Annotated in this window: 21 protein-coding genes; 10 read left to right on the top strand and 11 right to left on the bottom strand. The window is 65.0% G+C overall.

The window, feature by feature from the left end; translation table 11 throughout:
• Window positions 1–57: 57 nt before the first annotated feature.
• Genes AC2FNY_RS03165 through AC2FNY_RS03155 form a run of 3 tightly spaced genes read right to left on the bottom strand, consistent with a single transcriptional unit; the run spans window position 58 to window position 2,710 of the window.
• Window positions 58–1,017: a tyrosine recombinase gene (locus AC2FNY_RS03165; protein ID WP_496801602.1), complete on the bottom strand. Its 960-nt coding sequence runs from the start codon at window positions 1,015–1,017 to the stop codon at window positions 58–60.
• Between the two features lie 3 nt (window positions 1,018–1,020).
• Window positions 1,021–2,571: a hypothetical protein gene (locus AC2FNY_RS03160; RefSeq protein ID WP_496801601.1), complete on the bottom strand. Its 1,551-nt coding sequence runs from the start codon at window positions 2,569–2,571 to the stop codon at window positions 1,021–1,023.
• Entirely contained in the window at window positions 2,561–2,710 is a 150-nt protein-coding gene (locus AC2FNY_RS03155; RefSeq protein ID WP_234136441.1) for a hypothetical protein, read from the bottom strand. Before AC2FNY_RS03155 ends, AC2FNY_RS03160 begins: the two co-directional genes overlap by 11 nt.
• Before the next feature lie 78 nt (window positions 2,711–2,788).
• Here AC2FNY_RS03155 and AC2FNY_RS03150 point away from each other — a divergent pair, with 78 nt between their 5' ends.
• Window positions 2,789–3,376: a shikimate kinase gene (locus AC2FNY_RS03150; protein ID WP_496801600.1), complete on the top strand. Its 588-nt coding sequence runs from the start codon at window positions 2,789–2,791 to the stop codon at window positions 3,374–3,376.
• Window position 3,377: 1 nt separating this feature from the next.
• The gene (gene aroB / locus AC2FNY_RS03145; RefSeq protein ID WP_496801599.1) at window positions 3,378–4,490 is read left to right on the top strand and encodes a 3-dehydroquinate synthase; all 1,113 of its coding nucleotides are present in this window, start codon (window positions 3,378–3,380) and stop codon (window positions 4,488–4,490) included.
• Window positions 4,491–4,501: 11 nt separating this feature from the next.
• Here the strand turns inward: aroB and AC2FNY_RS03140 are convergent, their stop codons facing one another.
• Both AC2FNY_RS03140 and ssb read right to left on the bottom strand, forming a co-directional pair.
• Window positions 4,502–5,572, bottom strand: coding sequence for a site-2 protease family protein (locus AC2FNY_RS03140; RefSeq protein WP_496801598.1), 1,071 nt, complete (start codon window positions 5,570–5,572; stop codon window positions 4,502–4,504).
• A gap of 15 nt (window positions 5,573–5,587) precedes the next feature.
• Entirely contained in the window at window positions 5,588–6,127 is a 540-nt protein-coding gene (gene ssb / locus AC2FNY_RS03135; RefSeq protein ID WP_496801597.1) for a single-stranded DNA-binding protein, read from the bottom strand.
• A gap of 208 nt (window positions 6,128–6,335) precedes the next feature.
• Between ssb and AC2FNY_RS03130 the strand changes: the two genes are divergently transcribed.
• Window positions 6,336–6,914 carry a lytic transglycosylase domain-containing protein gene (locus tag AC2FNY_RS03130; protein ID WP_496801596.1) on the top strand — a complete coding sequence of 193 codons (579 nt, stop codon included), beginning with the start codon at window positions 6,336–6,338 and terminating at the stop codon, window positions 6,912–6,914.
• An 85-nt stretch (window positions 6,915–6,999) separates the two neighbouring features.
• On the opposite strand, the gene AC2FNY_RS03125 is transcribed toward AC2FNY_RS03130, so the two are convergent.
• The 6 genes from AC2FNY_RS03125 to miaA form a co-directional block, all read right to left on the bottom strand.
• Complete coding sequence (locus AC2FNY_RS03125; RefSeq protein WP_496801595.1) at window positions 7,000–9,087, bottom strand: dipeptide ABC transporter ATP-binding protein; 2,088 nt, start codon at window positions 9,085–9,087, stop codon at window positions 7,000–7,002.
• A gap of 97 nt (window positions 9,088–9,184) precedes the next feature.
• Window positions 9,185–10,387, bottom strand: a complete 1,203-nt coding sequence (locus tag AC2FNY_RS03120; RefSeq protein WP_234162422.1) for an ABC transporter permease — start codon at window positions 10,385–10,387, stop codon at window positions 9,185–9,187.
• 14 nt (window positions 10,388–10,401) lie between these two features.
• Complete coding sequence (locus AC2FNY_RS03115) at window positions 10,402–11,448, bottom strand: ABC transporter permease (protein ID WP_496801594.1); 1,047 nt, start codon at window positions 11,446–11,448, stop codon at window positions 10,402–10,404.
• Between the two features lie 143 nt (window positions 11,449–11,591).
• A complete protein-coding gene (locus AC2FNY_RS03110; protein WP_496801593.1) occupies window positions 11,592–13,259 on the bottom strand; it encodes an ABC transporter substrate-binding protein in 1,668 nt (555 codons plus the stop codon).
• A 229-nt stretch (window positions 13,260–13,488) separates the two neighbouring features.
• Complete coding sequence (locus tag AC2FNY_RS03105) at window positions 13,489–14,295, bottom strand: helix-turn-helix transcriptional regulator (RefSeq protein ID WP_234215865.1); 807 nt, start codon at window positions 14,293–14,295, stop codon at window positions 13,489–13,491.
• 41 nt (window positions 14,296–14,336) lie between these two features.
• Complete coding sequence (miaA, locus tag AC2FNY_RS03100; protein WP_496801592.1) at window positions 14,337–15,212, bottom strand: tRNA (adenosine(37)-N6)-dimethylallyltransferase MiaA; 876 nt, start codon at window positions 15,210–15,212, stop codon at window positions 14,337–14,339.
• Between the two features lie 116 nt (window positions 15,213–15,328).
• Here miaA and pyrH point away from each other — a divergent pair, with 116 nt between their 5' ends.
• The 7 genes from pyrH (at window position 15,329) to AC2FNY_RS03065 (ending at window position 21,066) form a co-directional block, all read left to right on the top strand.
• On the top strand, window positions 15,329–16,084 hold the full coding sequence (gene pyrH, locus AC2FNY_RS03095) for a UMP kinase (protein WP_496801591.1): 756 nt from the start codon (window positions 15,329–15,331) through the stop codon (window positions 16,082–16,084).
• Window positions 16,085–16,194: 110 nt separating this feature from the next.
• Window positions 16,195–16,758 carry a ribosome recycling factor gene (gene frr, locus AC2FNY_RS03090; protein ID WP_234136454.1) on the top strand — a complete coding sequence of 188 codons (564 nt, stop codon included), beginning with the start codon at window positions 16,195–16,197 and terminating at the stop codon, window positions 16,756–16,758.
• 10 nt (window positions 16,759–16,768) lie between these two features.
• A complete protein-coding gene (gene uppS / locus AC2FNY_RS03085; protein ID WP_496801590.1) occupies window positions 16,769–17,500 on the top strand; it encodes an undecaprenyl pyrophosphate synthase in 732 nt (243 codons plus the stop codon).
• A complete protein-coding gene (locus tag AC2FNY_RS03080; RefSeq protein WP_496801589.1) occupies window positions 17,497–18,279 on the top strand; it encodes a phosphatidate cytidylyltransferase in 783 nt (260 codons plus the stop codon). The genes uppS and AC2FNY_RS03080 overlap by 4 nt, the downstream gene beginning before the upstream one ends.
• Before the next feature lie 14 nt (window positions 18,280–18,293).
• Window positions 18,294–19,466 carry a 1-deoxy-D-xylulose-5-phosphate reductoisomerase gene (gene dxr, locus AC2FNY_RS03075; RefSeq protein WP_496801700.1) on the top strand — a complete coding sequence of 391 codons (1,173 nt, stop codon included), beginning with the start codon at window positions 18,294–18,296 and terminating at the stop codon, window positions 19,464–19,466.
• 4 nt (window positions 19,467–19,470) lie between these two features.
• Entirely contained in the window at window positions 19,471–20,841 is a 1,371-nt protein-coding gene (gene rseP, locus AC2FNY_RS03070; RefSeq protein ID WP_496801588.1) for an RIP metalloprotease RseP, read from the top strand.
• Window positions 20,842–20,940: 99 nt separating this feature from the next.
• Window positions 20,941–21,066 (top strand): hypothetical protein, encoded by a 126-nt coding sequence (locus tag AC2FNY_RS03065; RefSeq protein ID WP_255699810.1) that lies wholly within the window; start codon window positions 20,941–20,943, stop codon window positions 21,064–21,066.
• Window positions 21,067–21,133: the final 67 nt, after the last annotated feature.

The following is a 21,133-nucleotide window of genomic DNA, read 5'->3' as shown; positions in this document are numbered from 1 at the left end:
TGAAAACTTGTTTCGCTGACATCCGTTATGGGGTCGGCGGGGGGCGCGATCAAGGGCTCAGTCGGTATCGGACTTGTCGTCGCGGGCCAGCGGGTGGTGATCCAGCACCAGTTCGGCCAGCCTTGCGTCCAGAACATGGGTGTAAATCTCGGTGGTCGAGACATCGGCATGGCCCAGCAGGGTCTGGATGGTGCGCAGATCGGCGCCATTGGCCAGCAGATGGGTGGCAAAGGCATGACGCAGCGTATGCGGGGTGACCTTGTCGGGCGACACACCGCCGGCGACGGCCAGTTCCTTGATCAGCAGATAGAAGCGGTGCCGGGTCAGATGACCCGATTTCCCGCGCGAGGGAAACAGGTGCGGCGAGCGGGCGCTGCCGCGCCGGGCGCCGTCCTCTTCGGCGGCGTCGCGCACCGTCAGCCAGGCGGCCAGCGCCGCGCGGGCGGGCGGCGACAAAGGTACCATGCGTTCCTTGCCGCCCTTGCCGCGCACCAGCAGCATGCGCGGATCGCCCCGCGCGGCCGACGCGGGCAGCGAGACCAGTTCGCTGACCCGCATGCCGGTGGCATAGAGCAGTTCCATCAGACAGGTATTGCGCAGCCGGTCGGCGCTGGTGCGGCCGGTCTGGCGGGCGGCCTCCAGCAGACGGTCGACCTCGACCACCTCAAGCGTCTTGGGCAACGATTTCAGCCGCCCGGGCCCCTTGATCTGGATGGCGGGGTTGTCCGTGCGCCAGCCCTCGTCAAAGGCGAAACGGTATAGCTGCTTGATCGCGGACAGACGCCGCGCCCGGGTCGCGCGCGCCAACCCCTGCGCATCACAATCGACCAGATAGGCCTCGACCGTGTCGCGCTCGGCCCCGCCCAGCGTGGCGCCGCGCCGCTCAAGCCATTCGATGAAATCCTTGAGGTCGCGGCCATAGGCCAGCAGCGTGTTGTTGGCGGCCCCCAGTTCGGCCGCCTGCGCGTCGAGAAAGGTCGAGATCCATTGATGAGGATGGGCAGGGGTTGTGGACATCGCTCAACTCCGCGTCAGCAGCATCAGTTGCAGCGCGGCGCGCCGCGCGGTGTCCTCCAGCCCGACGCGGTGGAACAGGGCCAGCGCCACGCCCAGATCGTCATGATTGCCCATGGCGCCGCTGCCGAACCGGTCCATCGCTTCGAGAATCGCTTCGCCCAGATGACCGTCGCTCAACATCGCCTCCATTTCGGGGGGCAGGGCGGTGGCACTGTCGAACCCGTCCGCGATGGCCCCGGCCTGGGGCGAGGGCGGGGCGACCGAACCGGGAACGCCGCGCGCCAGCGCGGCAAGAAAGGCGCGGTCGCCACTGGTATCCGCGGGGTCATGCGCCGCCGTTTCATAACCCGGAGACAACAGCCGGATGCGCCAGGCGAGTGCGGCGGCCTCGGGTGCGTCCAGCACGGGGAGCGCTTCGGCAAAGAGTTGTGCAAAGGGCACTTCGAGCCGTGCCTGCCGCATCGCTGCCCAAGCAATGGGCAGGGTCTTGGCCACCGCTTCGGCGCTGCCGCTTTGCAAGGCTGTTTCGAATTGCTGCACCGCCTCGACCCGGTCCCAGATACCGCCCGAAGCGGCCGGGCTGCGTTGGGTATAGAGGCCCAGCAGCTGGTTGGGTGTCAGCGCGCCGATGCGGGTCAGACGCTCAGCGGCCTCCAGCTGGGCCTTCCAGCCGGCCAGATCGCGCAGGTCGGCATTGGCAAAGGCACGTGGCAGGCCAGACGTGTTCAGCGGCTCGCCGATCGCCTCGAAAAGGCGAAAGGTCAGCGGATCGGGGCGCGCGGGGGCCGGGGGCGGTGGCAGGTCCTCGAAAATCTCGGGGCTGAGGAACCGGTCGAGCAGCGACAGCATTTCGGGCGGCAGCAGCTCCAGCGCATGCGCGGTCTCCAGCGTCAGCGCCGCCGAGGTCCAGTCTCCCCGACGCGCGGTGCAAAAGATCAGCGCCGCATAATCGGTCGCCAGATGCGGGCTGGCGGCCAGCGCGGCGCAACTGCTGTCCTCGTCCCCGGTCAGCAGGGTCGCGTCGAACCAGCGCCGAAACCGTTCTTGCGAGGCGGTGGGACCCGCCAGCTGGATCAGCGCCTGGGCCGGGTCGACCGCGCCCAGCTGCATCAGCCGGTCCACCCGCGCCAGCAAGACCGTCTCGGCGGCCTGCGGGCTGGCATAGGGGGGGCGGGTCTCGGACAGCAGCAGGGTATAAAGCAGGGTCTGCATCGCCGGATTGTCGCGCACCGGCACCCGCATCAGCCGCTCGGCCAGCAACACCGGGTCGCTGCCCTGCCACAGGTCCAGCGGCAGGCCGGTCAGCTTGGTCGAGACCAGCCCCAGCGGCATTGGCAACGCCTCGAGCGGGGTGACCTCGATCTGCGGTGTCAGCCCGCTCTGGGTTACAGGCGGCTCCAGCAGAGCGGTGCCAGGCAAGGTGCCGGGGGCCGGGTTGGCCAGCCAGTCGATCACTGACAGCGGCTCTTGCTGGGCCAGTCCCGCAATCGGTAGACAGGCCAGAAGCGCGGCCAGCCTGATGCGTTTCGGGATAGTCCCGTCCCTAGTCCGCATCCAACACCACCGGCAGGCGCTGTTCGGTCTGTGGTGCCGAGAAATCAACCCCGAAGAACGGGCCCAGATAGGCATATCCGATCAGCGCGACAGCACCGAGACACACGACATAGACCAGAAATTTGACCAAACGACCCATGATTTGACGCTGCCTCTTTCGTTCTTTTGCCCAAGTTATAACTGGCCTTTTTCACAAGATCACGTCATTCAGAGGACAATGAGCAAAATTGAGCATAACTCGGCCAAAACAGAAGATGGTCGCGCCGCCGCGCTGCGCAAGACCGTCGTCATGGTTGGCATGATGGGGGCGGGCAAGACCGCCGTGGGCCGGGCCCTGGCGCAGCGCCTGGGCGTGCCCTTTCTGGACAGCGACGCCGAGATCGAAAATGCCGCAAACATGTCGATCCCCGAGATTTTCGAGCGTGATGGCGAGGCATTCTTTCGCGACCGCGAAAGCCAGGTCATCGGGCGGCTGCTGAAGGGGGCGCCCTGCGTGCTGTCCACCGGTGGCGGCGCCTTTCTGGCCGAGGCGAATCGCCGGATGATCTCCGAGCGTGGCGTGTCGGTCTGGCTCAAGGCCGATCTGACGGTGCTGTGGAATCGGGTCCGGCATAAGGACACCCGCCCGCTGCTGCGCACCGCCGATCCGCGTGCGACCTTGCGCGCGCTTTATGAGGCGCGGGTGCCGCTTTACTCCGAGGCCGATCTCTGCGTGATTTCCGATGGCGAAACCGCGATCGAGCAGATGGTTGACCGGGTGATCGCGGCGTTGGCAACGCGCAAGGATGTATTGGAACTGAGCTGACATGATGAACACGGTGCATGTGGCGCTGGGGGCGCGCAGCTATGATGTGGAAATCGGCCCGGGGCTGCTGGCCGAGGCGGGCGCGCGCATTGCACCCCTGCTGAAACGGCGCCGGGTCTGCGTGCTGACCGATGAGACGGTGGCAAGCCTGCATCTGGAGGCGCTGCGCGAAGGTCTGGCCGCTGGCGGGATCACGATGCAGGCGCTGGCGCTGCCGCCGGGCGAGGCCACCAAAAGCTGGCCGCATCTGGAACGCGCGGTCGACTGGCTGCTGGCCGAGAAGGTCGAGCGCAACGATATCGTTGTGGCCTTTGGCGGTGGTGTGATCGGCGATCTGGCGGGCTTTGCCGCCGCCATTCTGCGCCGGGGCGTGCGGTTCGTGCAGATCCCGACCTCGCTTCTGGCGCAGGTGGACAGTTCGGTGGGCGGCAAGACCGGTATCAATGCCTCCCACGGCAAGAACCTGATCGGCGCCTTTCACCAGCCCTCGCTGGTGCTGGCCGATACGTCGGTGCTGGGCACACTGACGGCCCGCGATTTCCTCGCCGGCTATGGCGAGGTGGTGAAATACGGGCTGCTGGGCGATGCGGCGTTCTTTGACTGGCTCGAAGCGCAGGGCCCGGCGCTGGCCGCGGGTGACATGGCCGCCCGGGTCGAGGCGGTGACCCGCTCGGTTCAGATGAAGGCCGATATCGTCGCCCGCGACGAGACCGAACAGGGGGACCGGGCGCTGTTGAACCTCGGTCATACCTTCTGTCACGCGCTCGAGGCCGCGACCGGCTATTCCGACCGGCTGTTGCATGGCGAAGGGGTGGCGATCGGCTGCGCGCTGGCGTTCGAACTCTCGGCGCGGTTGGGGCTTTGTTCGCAAGAGGACCCAAGCCGGGTGCGCGCGCATCTCAAGGCAATGGGGATGAAGACCGATCTGTGCGATATCCCCGGCGATCTGCCGGGTGCAGCAGCGTTGGTCGACCTGATGGCGCAGGACAAGAAGGTGGTGGATGGCCAGTTGCGCTTTATCCTGGCGCGCGGCATCGGACAGGCCTTCGTCACCTCGGACGTCCCGCGCGAGGCGGTGCTGTCGGTACTTGAGGATGCGCTGGCAAGCTGCTGAAAAGGGGTCGATTATCGCCCCTGGATCACCATCAGCTCGCCCACGTTCTCGCGGGTGACATAACCCAGCATCCGCCCATCAGTCGTGGTGATGGCGACCGCGGGCGCCCCCTGATAAAGCGCGTCCAGCACCGTCTCCAACCCGCTGGCGAGCGGTACCTGCGGGATGTCACGCTCCATCACGGTTTCTGCCGAATCCGAACGTGGATGATCCGAGGCCAGCGCCGCGAACAGCCGTGCCCGTGTCACAAATCCCAAAAGGCGCCCGTCCCCATCCAGCACCGGAAATTCATGCTGGGTGGTGTGCAGCACCGCCTGCGCGGCGGTGGCCAGCGTGTCGGCGGGACCCAGCGTCTCGAAGCGGGTGATCATCGCGTCGCGCGCCAGCAGGCGACGGGTCACCGCGCGCATGGCGACATCCTGCGCCTCGGCATTGGCGGCGATAAAGACAAAGACCGCGATCAGCACCAGTACCGGGTTGCCGCCGCTGAGCCCGGCAAAGCCAAAGAGCAGCGCCACCAGCTGCCCGGCGGCGGCGGCGATGCGGGTGGCGCGCACCCGGTCCATCGTAAGGCTGAGCGAGGCACGCAGCACCCGGCCGCCATCCATCGGAAAGGCCGGGATCAGGTTGAACACCGCCAGGAACAGGTTGACCATGGCCAACCGGCCCAGGAAATCGGGCTCGGCGCTGTCGATTGCGGTCAGCGTTTCGAACCTGGTATCGACACCGACAAGGGTGAGGGCGGCCCAGATCGCCACATTAACCGCCGGACCGGCCAGCGCCACCACGATCTCTTGCCCCGGCTTCTCAGGCATCTTGTCCAGCCTGGCCAGCCCGCCGATGGGCAGCAAGGTGATATCGGGAGTGCGGATGCCATAGCGGCGCGCGGTCAGGGCGTGACCATATTCATGCGCCACCACACAGGCAAACAGGGCCACCACAAAACCGGTGTTTTCCACCGCGCTGGGCCAGCCGCCCATCTGATAGGCCGAGATGCCGATCCAGGCGATGAGCAGAAAGAAGGTGACATGGACCTTCAGTTCCGAGCCAAAGAAACGGCCGAGGGTGAAGGACCATGTCATGATATGCCTCCGGTCTTAGAACGGGATCTCGTCGTCGTCGATGCCGCCCGATGCGGGAGCGCGTCCGCGTCCACCGCCGCTGCTACCGCCCCCCGACGAGCCGCCATAGGGATCGCCTGCCGGGCCGCTGTCGTAACCGCCGCCATAGCTGTCACCGCCGCCCTGACCGCTGCCAAAGCCGCCGCCGCCGCTTCCGCCTTCGCCGCGCCCGTCGAGCATCACCAGCGTCGCGCCAAACCCCTGCAGCACCACCTCGGTGGAATAGCGGTCCTGGCCGGACTGGTCCTGCCATTTACGAGTCTGCAACTGGCCCTCCAGATAGACCTTGGACCCTTTGCGCAGATATTGTTCGGCCACGCGGACCAGACCTTCGCTGAAGATGGCGACCGAATGCCATTCGGTCCGTTCGCGCCGTTCGCCCGTATTGCGATCCTTCCAGGTTTCAGAAGTGGCGATGCGCAGATTGCACACCTTGCCTCCATTCTGAAATGTCCGCACCTCGGGGTCGCGGCCCAGATTTCCCACCAGAATGACTTTATTGACCGAGCCAGCCATGGGTTCCCCGTCTCCTGTTCTTGTTGCATCTTGTGTTGTGATCGGCCCGAATCTCGCCGACCCGTCCCGACAAACCCTACACGCGCGCGTGGGCAGAGGGAAACCGGTAGCTCTATTCGCCTGATCCGCGCCAGCGTGCAGGCAGGGTTTTCTTCACCGCCAAACCAGCTATAGTTGCCGGCAAGGGGTTACGGACAGGTTATTTCCAATGCGCAGACTCTTTTCCGGTTTCATGGTGGCCGCGGTTGCCCTGTCGGGCCTGCCTGCGAGTGCCGATATGTTTTCGACCAAGAACCGGCGCGACCTGTTCCAGAAACAGGCGCGACTACTGGATACCAGGGCTGCGAGCCAATACGAAAGCTCCTCGCGCCTGCAACCGCCGAGCGCCGAGCGCACTTCGACCCGCAGATACGCTGGCAAGTACAAGGGCGAATACCTGCAAATGGCCCGCGACGCGGCCCGGCGCCACAATATCCCCGAGGATCTGTTTCTGCGACTGGTGCAGCAGGAAAGCGGCTGGAATCCGCATGCCAAATCGCACAAGGGTGCGATGGGCCTGGCCCAGCTGATGCCGGGCACCGCCCGCGCATTGGGGGTTGATCCGGGCGATCCGTATGAGAATCTCGACGGCGGTGCCCGCTATCTGTCGTGGCAATACCGCAAGTTCAAATCGTGGCGCCTGGCGCTGGCGGCCTATAACGCCGGTCCCGAAGCGGTCGAGAAATACGGCGACGTGCCGCCCTATGAAGAGACCAAAAACTACGTCAAGGTGATCTGGGGCAGCTGAGCCCGCTCACTCGCAAAGCGCGCCGTCACAGCCCCGCTATTCGAGAAAACCCGCAGGCCGAAGGCTGCGGGTTTCGTGTTTCTGCCTATTCTGCGGCGATCTTGATCACGGGGCCCATTCTGGCCAGCACATCGTCGCTCAGGTGGCATTTCACCTGATGGCCGTCGCCCAGTTGGCGCACTGGAGGCACGTCCTTGTCGCACAGGCCGCCCGGCACTTCGGATTTCCAGCGGCAGCGGGTCTGGAACGGGCAGCCCGGCGGCGGGTTCATCGCCGAGGGGATGTCGCCTTCGAGCACGATATGTTCCTTGATCACCGAGGTGTCGGCGATCGGCACCGCGCTCAGCAGTGCCTCGGTATAGGGGTGGTAGGGCGGGCTGAACACCTGGTCGGTGGTGCCCAGCTCGACCACATGGCCCAGATACATCACCATCACCCGGTCGCTGAGATAACGCACGATCGACAGGTCATGGCTGATGAACAGCAGCGTCGTCTTCTGCTCGCGCTGGATCTCCATCAACAGGTCGGTCACCGCCGCCTGCACCGAAACGTCCAGCGCCGAGACCGGCTCGTCCGCCACCACGATGCGGGCGCCGCCGGCAAAGGCGCGGGCGATGCCGACGCGCTGTTTCTGGCCACCCGACAGCTGTCGCGGCATCCGCTCGGCAAAGGCGCGCGGCAGTTTTACCAGATCGAGCAGTTCCAGCATCCGCTGTTGGCGCTCGCCATCGTTCTTGCCGATGCCAAAGATCTCCAGTGCGCGGATGATCTGGCGGCCTACGGTCATCGAGGGGTTGAGCGTGTCGAACGGGTTCTGGAACACCATCTGCACATCCGACACGGTCTTGGTGTCGCGCGCCTCGATCGGGATCTGTTCGATGCTGCGATTGTCCAGCAGGATTTTCCCGTCGGTGGCGGTTTCCAACCCCATCAGCACCTTGGCAAAGGTGGACTTGCCGCAGCCCGATTCGCCGACGATGGCCAGGGTTTCGGATTCGCGCGCCTCGAAGGACAGGGTCTCGTTGGCCTTGACCACCTTCTTTTCACCGCCGCCGAACAGGGCATTCGCGGCCACCTCGTAATATTTCTTGAGGTTGTCCATCTTCAGGACGACATCGCCAACCTGCGCCTTTGCCTTCTGTTCGCCCAGGGCAATCGGCGCGTTCCAGTCGATCTCGCGGAACTTCAGGCAGCGGGTGTGGTGGCGGTCATTGCCCGGCACCGCCTCCATCAGGATGTCCTGCGCGTCACAGCGCCCGGCTTCGAAATAATCGCAGCGCGGCCCGAAATTGCAGCCGGGCGGGCGCTCGTGCGGCAGGGGGAAGTTACCGGGAATGGCCACCAGCGGGCGGCTGTTCTTGTCGGCGCCGGGCAGCGGGATCGAGCGGAACAGCGCCTGGGTATAGGGGTGCTGCATCTCGTCGAACACATCCTTGATCGAGCCGCGCTCGACCGCCTCGCCGGAATACATAACGCACAGCCGGTCGCAGGTCTCCAGCACCAGGCCCAGGTTGTGGCTGATGAACAGCATCGAGGTGCCGTATTTCTTGCCCAGATCCTTGACCAGCGCGACCACGGCGGCCTCGACCGTCACATCAAGCGCGGTGGTGGGCTCGTCCAGGATCAGCAGCGCCGGTTTCGACATCAGCGCCATGGCGATGACGATGCGCTGCTGCTGGCCGCCCGACAGCTGGTGCGGATAGCTGTTCAGCATCCGCTCGGGGTCGGGCAGGCGCACATCGGTCACCACTTCCAGCGCCCGTTTGCGCGCCTCTTCGGCAGACACGCCTTCATGGATCATCGGCACTTCCATCAGCTGTTTGCCGATCTTCATCGCCGGGTTCAGGCTGGCCATCGGCTCCTGATAGATCATCGCGATCTCGTTGCCGCGAATGTCGCGCAATTCGTCGGCGCTCATCTCGGCCAGGTCGCGACCCTTGAACTTGATGGTGCCGCCGACGATGCGGCCGTTCTTGCCCAGGTCCTGCATCACCCCCAGCGCCACGGTGGATTTGCCGCAGCCGGATTCGCCCACCAGCCCCACCGCCTCGCCGGGCTGCACGCTGACCGAGAAATCCATCACTGCGGGGATCTCCCGCAGCCGGGTGAAAAAGGAAATCGACAGCTTGTCGATCTCCAGGATCGGCCCGTCATATTCCGCCATCTTGCTCATGTTCTTGTCTCCCTGTCGGAGCGGAAGGAAAGCCTTCTTCCTCTTGCTCCAAATATCCCGGGGGGTCCGGGGGGCTGGCCCCCCGGCTTTGATCACGTCAGTCCTTCAGGCTTTCTTCGCGCAACCCGTCCGCCAAGAGGTTCAGGCCCAGAACCAGCGACAGCAGCGCCAGCGCCGGCGGCAGGGCCGGGTGCAGGTAGATCGACAACAGCTTGCGCCCTTCGTTGATCGTGCTGCCCCAGTCCGGGCTTTCCGGCGGCAGACCCAGGCCAAAGAAGCCCAGCGTGCCCAAAAGGATGGTGGTATAGCCGATGCGCAGACAGAAATCGACGATCAGCGGCCCGCGCGCATTGGGCAGGATCTCCCACAGCATGATGTACCAGGGGCCTTCGCCGCGGGTCTGGGCGGCGGCGACATAGTCGCGTGTCTTGATGTCCATCGCCAGGCCCCGCACGATACGGAACACCGTGGGCGAGTTGACGAAGACCACCGAGACAAAGACCACCAGGATGCCGCCCGGAATGTCGAACGGGTCAAGCACCGAAGGCAGGCCGGGGATGCTGCGCACCAGATAGCCGTTCTCCGAAATCAGCGCCAGATAGAGCCACAGCGCGAACCCCAGCACCCCGATCAGCAGCGGCGTGCGGAACGCGGGCTGGGTACGGTAGCGCGAGTTCAGCAGCACGCCCAGAAAGATGATCGGGAACATGAACAGCACGATGGCCATCATGGTGGGCAGGCCGGTTGCCACGATCTCGGGTGTGACCAGCAGGTAGAACAGCAGGATGACCGGAAAGGCCAGGATCAGGTTGGCGAGGAAGGACAGGAACGTGTCCAGCCGACCGCCGTAATATCCGGCAGGCAGGCCCAGGGTGATCCCGACCATAAAGGCAAAGAGCGTGGCCAGCGGTGCGATCTGCACCACGATCCAGGCGCCCTTGACCACCCGGCTGAACACGTCACGCGCCAGATTGTCGCCGCCCAGCAGATACCAGGCATAGTCACCTTCACCCGCGCCGGCCAGCGGTGTGCCGGGCACCTTGTTCTTCATGCCCGAGACCTGGCTCAGCGGGTCATGGGTGATGATCAGGTCCATGGCGCCAAAGATGCCGACAAAGACCCAGAACATCACCAGGCCAAAGCCGATCATGCCGATCGGACTGTCAAACAGCTTGCCATAAAGGCCCAGCCGCCGCTTGAAGGCGATCGACAGGGCAAAGAGCAACAAGAGCGCGATCCAGACCGATGACAGCTGATACAGCACGCGGATGATGATTTCGAATGTACCGAGAGGTTCCATGTTCCGTTCCTCCCTTACGAAATGCGGATGCGCGGGTTGAGGTAGACATAGCCGATATCCGAGATCAGCTGCGTGATCAGAACCACGAAGACCGAAACCACCGATACCGCCAGCAAGAGCTGGATGTCGTTATTGCCCGCCGCCTCGACCAGAACCCAGCCGAAGCCCTTGTAGTTGAACAGGCTCTCGACGATGACGACACCGTTGAGCAGCCAGGGGAATTGCAGCATGATCACTGTAAAAGGCGCGATCAGCGCGTTTCTCAGCGCGTGCTTGATCACGATATTGGGGAAGGACACGCCCTTGAGCCGCGCAGTGCGGATGTATTGCGCCGTCATCACCTCGGTCATCGAGGCGCGCGTCATCCGCGCGATATAGCCCATGCCATAGAGCGCGATAGTCAACACCGGCAGGAAGAAATTTTCGAACGTCGGCTGCTCCATCGCCTGGGTTGCGGTGCCCTTGAACCATTTCAGCCCCACCGTCGACGAGGTGAAGACCGCGATGAAGATCACGCCCGAGACATATTCCGGCGTTGCCGTGCTGAGGATCGAGAAGGTCGACAGTGACCGGTCGGTGCGCGACCCCTCGCGCATCCCTGCCAGCACACCCACGAGCAGGGCAGAGGGCACCATCAGGATCATGACCCACATCATCAGGTAAAGCGTGTTGCCCAGCCGTTTCCAGATGATCTCGTCCACATCGGCCTTGAACCGTGTCGAATACCCCCAGTCGCCCTGAACGATACCGCAAAACCGCGGCGTCTCTTCCGGGGTTTGCCCGGGGCGCACGCAGGTTCCGACGAACTGACCGTCATTCAGGATCTTGGTAAAGCCCGGCACCACGCCCAGCCAGCGGCCGTATTTGGTGAGCAGCGGGTCGCTGTAACCGCGATTGTCGAGCCAGGTCTGCACCTGCTCGTCGCTCATCCGCTGGTTGCCCTGCGTTTTCGCCAGTTTTTCGAGGTTCGGATAGAGGTTCGTGAGGAAGAAGACCACGAAGGTCAGGCACAATGCCGTCAGCAGCATCACCCCGAACCGCCGGAGAATGAAAAGTCCCATGTTAGCCCCTGTTGGTCAGGCTGGTCCGCAGCTCTCGCGCCCTTGGTGTCGGCGTCTTCACCCCGGCACGGGGCGCGGGGCAATGCTGCGGCTGGAGGAGCGCGCCCAAAGGCGCGCTCCGGTCGATATCGGGTGGTGGCCGATCAGGCCGCCCAGCCCCACTTGTAGTGGTGGTGTTCAAAGGCGATGTGCATGTCGGTGCCCACCAGACCCTCTTTCATGTGACGGTAGAGCGCGCGCCAATAGGGCTGGATGGTCACGCCTTCCTCCTGGATCAGGGCCTCGCCCCTGGCCACCACCTCGCGCCGCTTGTCGGCATCGGCCAGCGCCAGCGCCTCGGCCAGGATGGCGTCGAACTCGGGGTTGGCCCAGCCGAACTCGTTCCAGGCCTCGCCCGAACGATAGGCCAGTGCCCAGATTTGGACGCCCAGCGGACGGTGGTTCCAGTTGGTCGAGCTGAAAGGATACTTGGTCCAGTCGTTCCAGAAGGTCGAGCCGGGCAGAACCGTCCGTTTCACCTTGAAGCCCGCGTCGCGCAGCTGGGCTGCCACGGCGTCGGTGGTGTTGCGGCGCCAGTCGTCGTCGATGGAGACGATCTCGTGCTCGAAATCCATCATCCCGGCTTCTTCCATCAGGGCCTTGGCCGCGGCCGGATCGTGCTTGCGTGCGGGCAGCTCGGCATATTCCGGGTGGCTCGGGCCGACATGGTGGTTTTCAGCCGGCGCGCCGCGCCCGCCATAGCCCAGTTCCAGGCAGACCGCGTTGTCCACGGCCATCGAGATGGCCTGACGCACGCGCTTGTCGGCATAGGGTTTCACGCCGTCGATCTCGGCCAGCTGGTTCGGACGTACCACGATCGTGCTCATGGTCACCACTTCGGACTTGGCATAGCCCAGCCCATCCATCACGTCGATGAATTCACCGACGGACTCGTGCAGCATGTCCACTTCGTCGGATTCCAGAGCCGACAGCCAGGCCGACGGGTCGGTGCCATAGTCGATATATTCGATCCGGTCGAGTGCCGGACGGCCGAACACCGCCTCGCCCCACCAGTTGTGATTCTCGTTACGCACCAGGGTGCATTTCACGCCCACTTCCAGCTCTTCGATCACATAGGGGCCGGTGCCCACATTGTTGGTCAGGTCGCTTTCGCTGAACGAGCTGTGTACGATGGCCGCCGGATAGTCCGACATGCCCGCGATCAGCGAGATGTCAGAATTGGGCAGGTTCAGGCGCACAGTGTGGCTGTCGACCACTTCGATCGCGCCGTCGATCGCCTGGCCGCTGTCGGCGTCGATCAGGGTGGCGAAACGGCCCGCCATCGAGTTGGTTTCCGAGCTCTTGTCACACCAGCGGGCGATGTTGCGCGCCACGTCATCGGCAGTGAAGTCTTCGCCGTTGTTCCAGGTGACGCCCTTGCGGACGTTCAGGGTATAGACGGTGGCGTCGTCGTTGATCTCCCAGCTTTCCAGAAGGATCCCGCGGAAGGTCCCGTCCGAGTTGTACTCGACCAGATATTCCATGGTGCCACGGGTTTCGTTGCCCAGTTCGGACCAGTCGTAGGTGCGCGGATCCTTCAGTTCGCGCACGCTCATCTGCACGCGCAGGGTACCGCCCTGCTTGGCTTCTGAGGCGACAGCAGGGGTCGGCGCGGTCAGACCGATCAGCCCATAGGCTGCGGCGGCGCTGACACCCAGACCGGTGGCGCGGGTCAGGAACTCACGGCGGCTCAGCTTGCCGTCGCGGAACTCCTGCGCATGCATTTCGGCAGCCCAGTGTACCGGCTGCTTGCGGGTTTCGTGTGTGGTCATGAAAGTCTCCCTGTGACTTTTTTCGATTAGCGGTCGGTCTGCGGCCCGTGTGGCGCCTGCTGCGCTGCTGCGGGTCTGTTGCCGTCCGATGGAATTCTGGCGTCCCCATGCGCCTATTCCGCAATAGATTCCCGCCTGCGTCAATGATTGGTTTCGTCACATCTTGGCCAAAAAGCGACATCGGTATGTCGAAAACCTTCATATGTTCAGCAAAAATGGACAGGAGTGTCTATTTGGGGTGGTTGTTGCGGCGCAGCGCCCCCGGGGTGAGTCCGGTGCGGCGACGGATAAAGCGGCCAAAAACCGCCGAGCTGGCGAATCCAAGGTGCCGCGCGATATCGCCTAGGTTGGCCGGGCTGGTGCAGATCAGCCCGCGCGCGGCGTGCTCCAGCCTCTGGTGTAACAGCTCGGCCGCGCCCAGCCCGGTGGCGGTCATGCACAGGCGGGTCAGATGGGCAGGCGAGACGTCGATAGCGGCGGCATGCTCGGCCACGGTGGCGCCACTGTCAAAGGCCTGAACCAAACGCGCGCCATAGCGGCGCGTCAGGTCGCGGGCGCGGTCGCTGGGGCGGGGCAGGTCGTCGTGATCGCTCTGTCGGCGCAGCCAGATCGCCGCTAGCTGCGCCCAGCTTTCCATCGCGGTTGCGCCGAGCGCCCTTGTGCCGCTCTGCTCGCGCGCCAGCGCGTCGAGCAGGCCGGTCAGCTCGACCTGATCCGCCGCCGCGCGGATGCGCAGCAGCAGCGGTCGCGCCGGCAGCGGGATCGCGCTGGTCCCTGGGATTAGCAGCGCCTGCCCCAGACAGCCGCGCCCAAGGTCCAGCGCCATCAGGTGGCGCGCCGGCACGAACAGCGCGTTATGGGCGCCGAACCCGATCCGTCCGCCATCCAACAGCCCGGTGCCCTGACCACGGGTGATCCACAGCAGCAGGTGGTGGCCCCGGTCATGCGCCAGCTGCACCTGCCAGCGCCCCAGCGGCATCAGCTGCGCCAGGGTCGACAGGCGGATATCTGCTATCTCGGCGGGGTCATGGGCCATGACATGCGATCCTGCCAGCGCTTGTGGTCAATGCCAACCGCTCAGCCGTTTACGGGCAGGCGATGCCAATTGCCCATGCGGGCGCGGAACCAGCTGCGTTGCCGCTTGGCATATTGGCGTGTGGCGATACTGGCACGTTCGCGCGCCGCGTCCAGCGTGATCTCGCCGCGCAGATGCGCCATCAGCTCGGGCACGCCGATCGCCTTGAAGGCGGGCAGGGCCGGGTCGTATCGGTCGGCCATCGCGGCCACCTCTGCCAGCGCGCCCTCGTCCAGCATCTGGTCGAACCGGCGCGCGATGCGGTCCCACAGCCACAGCTTGTCCACCTCAAGCACCAGCGGCACCGTGCGCGCCAGCGGCAGTGGGGGTGGTGGCGTGTCTGCCTGCCACAGATGCAGCGCCCGCCCGGTGGCGCGCTCGACCTCCCAGGCGCGCTGAACGCGCGCCCGGTTCATCCGGTCCAGCCCGGCGGCGGTGGCCGGGTCGATCCCCGCCAGCAGCGTATCGAGGGGCAGTGCATCCGCTTCGGTCCGGATATCGGGCGGGGTGGCGGGGATTTCGGCCATACCCTCGGTCAGCGCGGTGAAATAGAGCCCGGTACCGCCCACGATGATCGGCCGGTCCGGGCCGTCCAGCAGCGGTGTCACCTCGCGCAGCCAGTGCCCGGCGGAATAGGGCGCATCATAGGGCAGATGCCCATAGAGGCGATGCGGCGCGCGTGCCTCCTCCTCTGGCGAGGGCCGCGCGCTGATCGCGCGCCAGCAGTTATAGACCTGGCTGGCATCGGCGTTGACGATAACGCCCCCGAACCGCTCGGCAATCTCCAGCGCCAGCGCCGATTTGCCCGAGGCGGTCGGCCCCGCGATCAGCACCGGTACGCCTTCGGGGATCGGGGGCAGGGCGCGGCCTACAGCCATGGTCGCGCGCCCCGGTTCATCTCATTTGCCCGACAGGGGCCATGCCGCATTGAACCCATCGGGGTTTTCCTCCATTTTGCGCCGGAAAATAGACCGGTGCCAAAGCGGAGCGCAACATGACCTCGTCCACATCCCCCGAAACCCCGTCCGATCCCTCGCAAACCAGGTACAAGCGCGTGATGCTGAAGATCTCGGGCGAGGCGCTGATGGGGGATCAGGGATTCGGCCTGCACCCGCCCACCGTCAAGCGGATCGCCGAAGAGGTCAAAACCGTGCATGACATGGGGGTCGAGATCTGCATGGTGATCGGTGGCGGCAACATCTTTCGCGGCCTCAGCGGCGCCGCCCAGGGGATGGAGCGCACAACCGCCGACTATATGGGGATGCTCGCCACGGTAATGAACGCGCTGGGAATGCAGGCCGCGCTCGAAGGGCTGGGCGTGTTTACCCGGGTGATCTCGGCCATTCGGATGGACGAAGTGGCCGAACCCTATATCCGCCGCCGCGCCGTGCGCCACCTCGAGAAAAAGCGGGTCTGCATCTTTGCCGCCGGCACCGGCAACCCCTATTTTACCACCGACACCGCCGCCACCCTGCGCGCCAATGAAATGGCCTGCGAGGCGATCTTCATGGGCAAGAATGGCGTCGACGGGGTTTATGACAAGGACCCCGCGCTGCATGATGACGCAGAGCGTTATGACGAGATCAGCTATGACGATGTGCTCGCCAAGCGGCTCAAGGTGATGGATGCCTCGGCCATCGCGCTGGCGCGCGACAACAACCTGCCGCTGATCGTCTTTTCACTGGACGAGCCGGGCGGTTTCCGCGGCATCCTGGCGGGCGAGGGCACCTATACCAAGGTGCAGGGCTGACCACAGCGATCGGGCGTCTGGCCAAAGGGGGCGGGCCAAGATTGCTATACAACCCAATCTGGATGGCTTAAGACCCAAGAAACAGGACCTCAAGCAGAGGAGAGAGCAGCATGTCTGACGATTTCGAACTCGACACCGACGATCTCAAGCGCCGCATGGATGGCGCCATGGCCAACCTCAAGACCGAATTCGCCTCGCTGCGCACCGGTCGCGCCTCGGGCTCGATGCTGGAGCCGATCCAGGTCGAGGCCTATGGACAGATGACCCCGATCAACCAGATCGGCACCGTCAACGTACCCGAGCCGCGCATGGTCACCATCAATGTCTGGGACAAGTCGATGGTGGGCAAGGTCGAGAAGGCGATCCGCGAAAGCGGGCTCGGCATCAACCCGCAGCTCAACGGTACCATCATCATGCTGCCGATCCCCGAGCTGAACGAGGAACGCCGCCGCGAGCTGACCAAGGTCGCCGGCCAATATGCCGAACATGCCCGCGTCGCCATCCGCAACGTGCGTCGCGACGGCATGGACCAGATCAAGAAGGCCAAGGCCGACGGCATGTCCGAGGACGATCAGAAGTTCTGGGAGGCCGAGGTGCAGGAACTGACCGACAAGATGATCAAGGCGGTCGACGGCGCGCTTGAGACCAAGCAAGCCGAAATCATGCAGGTCTGAGCCGGATCAAATGGCCAAGGACCCCATTTCCGCGCCCGTCTCTGGCCCGCGCCATGTCGCCATCATCATGGATGGCAATGGTCGCTGGGCCCAGGCAAGGGGGCGTCCGCGCCTGTTCGGGCACCATGCCGGAGCCCGCCGTGTGCGCGAGGTGGTCGAGGCCTGTCCCGACCTGGGCATCAAGTATCTGACCATATTCGCCTTTTCGACCGAGAACTGGAAACGGACCCAGGTCGAGGTGGCCGGGTTGATGAGCCTCTTTCGCCGCTACATCGCCAAGGAGACCCGGGCGCTGCATGCGCGGGGCGTCCGCGTACGTTTCATCGGCGACCGGGTGCGGCTGGATGCCAAGCTGATCGCGCTGATGGACACGCTCGAAGAGCAGACCCGCGAGAATGAGGGTGTACATCTGACCATCGCGCTCAACTATGGTGGCCGTGACGAGGTGGCCCGCGCCACCCGCCGTCTGGCCCGCGATGTGGCCGAGGGGCGGCTGAAACCCGAGGATGTGGACGAGGAGACGCTGCCGCGCTACCTCGACACCCGCGTGCTGCCCGATCCCGACCTGGTGATCCGCACCAGCGGCGAGGCACGGATTTCGAACTTCCTGCTCTGGCAGTCGGCCTATTCCGAATACGAATTCATCGACACGCTCTGGCCCGATTTCACCGCCGAGGAGCTGGCCCGGCTCTGCCAAAGCTATGGGAGCCGCGACCGCAGGTTCGGCGCGGTCAAGGTATGAGCGAGGGGCGCTGGTCCGACCTGACCGCCCGGGTGGGGTCCGCCGTGGTGCTGGCCGCCGTGGCCGGGGTCGAGCTGTGGCTGGGCGGTCTGTGGTTCGAAAGCTTCATCGCTGTGGTGACCGGCCTGATGGTGTGGGAACTGATGCGGATGATCGCGCCCGAACGGGGTGGGGCGGCGGTGCAGATGGCGCTGCTGACCGGATTTGCGGTGCTGCTGGCCTATCACCTTCCGCCGCTTTACCGGCTGCCGGTTTTGGTGGCGCCGGCGCTGGTGGGCGCCGGGCAGGTGACCCGATACAAGGGGCTTTACGCGGTCTTCGCGCTTTGGATCGCCTTTGCCGGGCTTGGCTTCATCTGGATCCGCGAGGTCATGGGCCTCGACTGGATGCTGTGGCTGGTGCTGGTGGTGGTTGCCACCGACGTGGCGGGGTACTTCGTGGGCAAGTTGATCGGCGGGCCCAAGTTCTGGCCGCGCGTCAGCCCGAAAAAGACCTGGTCGGGGACCGCGGGCGGCTGGGCCGCTGCCGCGCTGATTGGCGGTGGCTTCGCTATATATGCGGGGCTGGGCGCCAGCCTGCTGGTGCTGTCGGTGCTGGCCTCGATGGCCAGCCAGGCGGGTGATATCGCCGAAAGCGCGCTGAAACGGAAGATGGGGGTCAAGGACAGCTCCAACCTGATCCCCGGCCATGGCGGATTTCTCGACCGGTTTGACGGAATGATGGGGGCGGCGGTGTTTGTCCTGCTGGCCGGGCTGCTGCGCACGCTTGGGGGCCTGTGATGCAAGCGGGGTCTGTGCGCAGGGTCTCGATCTTCGGGGCCACCGGTTCCATCGGGCAGAACACCATTGACCTGATTGCCCGCGATCCCGACGCTTATGATGTGGTGGCGCTGAGCGGTGGCGCCAATATCGGGCGACTGGCCGAGGATGCCCGGCGGCTGCGTGCCGATGTGGCGGTGACTGCCTTTCCCGAGCGTCTGCATGATCTGCGCGCCGCGCTGGCCGGTAGCGGGGTCGAGGCGGCGGCGGGTCCGGCGGCCCTGATCGAGGCGGGTGCGCGCCCGGCGGATTGGGTGATGTCGGCCATTGTCGGCGCGGCGGGGCTGGCCCCCGGACTGGCGGCTCTGGAACAGGGCGCCACGCTGGCGCTGGCCAACAAGGAAACGCTGGTTTGCGCGGGGCCTTTGGTACTGGAAACCGCGCGTCGCCATGGCGCCCGGCTGCTGCCGGTGGACAGCGAGCATTCGGCGGTGTTCCAGGCGCTGGTGGGCGAGGACATGGCGGCGGTCGAACGGATCGTCATCACCGCCTCGGGCGGGGCCTTCCGCGACTGGCCGCTGGAACGGCTGGCCGGGGCCACAGCCAAGGAGGCCGCCCAGCACCCCAACTGGGACATGGGCCAGCGCATCACCATCGACAGCGCGTCCATGTTCAACAAGGCGCTGGAGGTCATTGAAACTCGGGAGTTTTTCGGGATCGACCCGGAACGGATCGAGGTCATCGTACATCCCGAATCCATGGTGCATGCACTGGTTGGCTTTCGCGATGGTGCGCTGATGGCGCATCTGGGCGCGCCCGACATGCGCCATGCCATCGGCTATGCGCTGCACTGGCCCGAAAGGCGCGACCTGCCGGTGGCGCGGCTTGATCTTGCGGCGCTGGGGCAGCTCAATTTCCGCGCCCCGGACGATGCCCGCTATCCCGCCCTGCGGCTGGCGCGGAGGGTGATGGCGCGGGGTGGGCTGTCGGGCGCGGTGTTCAACGCCGCCAAGGAACGCGCGCTGGATCATTTCATCGCCGGGCGCATCGGCTTTCTGGACATGGCGCATCTGGTCGAGGTCGTTCTGGACCGGTTTGAGTCCGATCCTGGCCTCATTGATGCCCCAATGACCCTTGATACTGTGACCCAAACAGACCATCTGGCGCGTCAAAGGGTCGACGCCGCATTGGCAAAACGAGCAGGGTAAGATTTTGGACGTTATTGGACTGATCCCGCAATTCGGCAGCCTTCTCTATACTATCGCGGCCTTTGTGGTGGCCTTGTCGGTCATCGTCGCGGTGCATGAATATGGCCATTACATCGTCGGGCGCTGGTCCGGCATCCATGCCGAGGTGTTCTCGATCGGGTTCGGACCGGTGTTGTGGAGCCGCGTGGACCGGCGCGGCACCCGCTGGCAGATTGCGCTGCTGCCTTTTGGTGGTTACGTCAAGTTTCTGGGCGATGCCAATGCCGCCTCGGGCAAGGATGGCGAGAGCATGGCCGAGATCTATCGCCGCAACCCCGGTGACCTGCGCCGCACCATGCATGGCGCGCCGCTTTGGGCGCGGGCGGCGACCGTGGCGGCGGGACCGCTGTTCAATTTCGTGATGTCGATCCTGGTGTTCGCGGTCATCTTCATGACCCGCGGCGCCCCGGTCGAGCCGCTGACCGTGGCCGAGATCCGGGATCTGCCCGGGGTCGAGACCAGCCTGCGCCCCGGCGATACCATCCTGTCGGTGGGCGGCGTGCCGCTTCCGGGGCCGGATTTCGCCAGCGATGCCGAGGAAGGCGCCGCCTGGCGCGATTTCGAAGGCGCGCTGCCGCTGGCGGCGCAGCTTGAATACTCCGTGATGCGCGACGGGGCAGAGGTTACGGCGACCGGACCGCAGTTCTTCCCGGCGTTGGTCGGTTCTGTGGTGCCGCGCAGCGCCGCGCAGGATGCCGGGCTGCGCTCGGGCGACGTGATCCGGGCCATCGACGGCGAAGCGATCGTGGCCTTCCGTCAACTCAAGGACATCGTCGAGGGGTCGGACGGCAAGCCGCTGCTGCTGGATGTCTGGCGCGAGGGTGAGATGCTCCAGCTGCTGCTCGTGCCACGCCGCACCGACAGCCCCACGCCCGAAGGAGGGTACGAGACCAACTGGCGGATCGGTGTGGCCAGCGGTCAGGCCTTTGACCCGGCGACCGAAACGCCCGGCCCGCTGGCGGCGCTGGCCACCGGGGTCAGCCGTACCGGCGATATCGTCTACTCCTCGCTCTCGGGGCTCTGGCACATGATCGCGGGGCAGATTTCCACCTGCAACATCTCGGGTCCGGTGGGCATCGCCCAGGCCTCGGGCGCGGTGGCCAGCCAGGGCGCGCAAAGCTTCATCGCTTTCATCGCGGTACTGTCGACGGCGGTGGGGCTGCTTAACCTGTTCCCGATCCCGGCGCTGGATGGTGGCCATCTGGTGTTCTATGCCTACGAGGCGGTGGCCGGCAAACCGCCCAGCGACAATGTGCTGCGGGTGCTGATGGCGCTGGGGATCACCCTCATCCTGTCGCTGATGCTGTTCTCGCTCAGTAACGATCTGTTCTGCTGACGAGACGACAATTCTCAACAAAGCGTGAATGCGCCCAAGTCTCGCCACATTCGGGGGCTAACCTGAGCGGGACTTGGGAAACTAGCAGGAGCGTGAAAGATGCATGTCTTGCAACAATCGTATCGTGGTCTTGGCCTGGTGATGCAGCTCAACTGGGATCGTATCCTGTTTGTGGGCGCAATCGTGGCAGCGCTTTTTCTGGGGGCGTTTCTGGGTAGCCTCTGACGCGCACTCCTGACTTCGAGTTCAAGACGCGGCCGCCAAGGCCGCGTCTTTCGTTTTGGGCTTTTGA

The organism is Ruegeria sp. BHSC223 (assembly GCF_059613025.1).
Note: the sequence above shows the minus strand (reverse complement) of the source record. Positions and strands in the feature narration are given on the sequence as shown.

Bases quoted from the DNA above. Each gene is read 5' to 3' on its own strand.
- frr (WP_234136454.1), top strand. From the start codon at position 16,195: ATGTCTGACGATTTCGAACTCGACACCGACGATCTCAAGCGCCGCATG.
- AC2FNY_RS03165 (WP_496801602.1), bottom strand. From the start codon at position 1,017: ATGTCCACAACCCCTGCCCATCCTCATCAATGGATCTCGACCTTTCTC.
- aroB (WP_496801599.1), top strand. From the start codon at position 3,378: ATGATGAACACGGTGCATGTGGCGCTGGGGGCGCGCAGCTATGATGTG.
- uppS (WP_496801590.1), top strand. From the start codon at position 16,769: ATGGCCAAGGACCCCATTTCCGCGCCCGTCTCTGGCCCGCGCCATGTC.
- AC2FNY_RS03125 (WP_496801595.1), bottom strand. From the start codon at position 9,087: ATGAGCAAGATGGCGGAATATGACGGGCCGATCCTGGAGATCGACAAG.
- AC2FNY_RS03140 (WP_496801598.1), bottom strand. From the start codon at position 5,572: ATGACATGGTCCTTCACCCTCGGCCGTTTCTTTGGCTCGGAACTGAAG.
- AC2FNY_RS03160 (WP_496801601.1), bottom strand. From the start codon at position 2,571: ATGCGGACTAGGGACGGGACTATCCCGAAACGCATCAGGCTGGCCGCG.
- AC2FNY_RS03110 (WP_496801593.1), bottom strand. From the start codon at position 13,259: ATGACCACACACGAAACCCGCAAGCAGCCGGTACACTGGGCTGCCGAA.
- pyrH (WP_496801591.1), top strand. From the start codon at position 15,329: ATGACCTCGTCCACATCCCCCGAAACCCCGTCCGATCCCTCGCAAACC.
- AC2FNY_RS03155 (WP_234136441.1), bottom strand. From the start codon at position 2,710: ATGGGTCGTTTGGTCAAATTTCTGGTCTATGTCGTGTGTCTCGGTGCT.
- AC2FNY_RS03080 (WP_496801589.1), top strand. From the start codon at position 17,497: ATGAGCGAGGGGCGCTGGTCCGACCTGACCGCCCGGGTGGGGTCCGCC.
- AC2FNY_RS03065 (WP_255699810.1), top strand. From the start codon at position 20,941: ATGCATGTCTTGCAACAATCGTATCGTGGTCTTGGCCTGGTGATGCAG.
- miaA (WP_496801592.1), bottom strand. From the start codon at position 15,212: ATGGCTGTAGGCCGCGCCCTGCCCCCGATCCCCGAAGGCGTACCGGTG.
- AC2FNY_RS03120 (WP_234162422.1), bottom strand. From the start codon at position 10,387: ATGGAACCTCTCGGTACATTCGAAATCATCATCCGCGTGCTGTATCAG.
- ssb (WP_496801597.1), bottom strand. From the start codon at position 6,127: ATGGCTGGCTCGGTCAATAAAGTCATTCTGGTGGGAAATCTGGGCCGC.
- AC2FNY_RS03115 (WP_496801594.1), bottom strand. From the start codon at position 11,448: ATGGGACTTTTCATTCTCCGGCGGTTCGGGGTGATGCTGCTGACGGCA.
- AC2FNY_RS03150 (WP_496801600.1), top strand. From the start codon at position 2,789: ATGAGCAAAATTGAGCATAACTCGGCCAAAACAGAAGATGGTCGCGCC.
- AC2FNY_RS03130 (WP_496801596.1), top strand. From the start codon at position 6,336: ATGCGCAGACTCTTTTCCGGTTTCATGGTGGCCGCGGTTGCCCTGTCG.
- AC2FNY_RS03105 (WP_234215865.1), bottom strand. From the start codon at position 14,295: ATGGCCCATGACCCCGCCGAGATAGCAGATATCCGCCTGTCGACCCTG.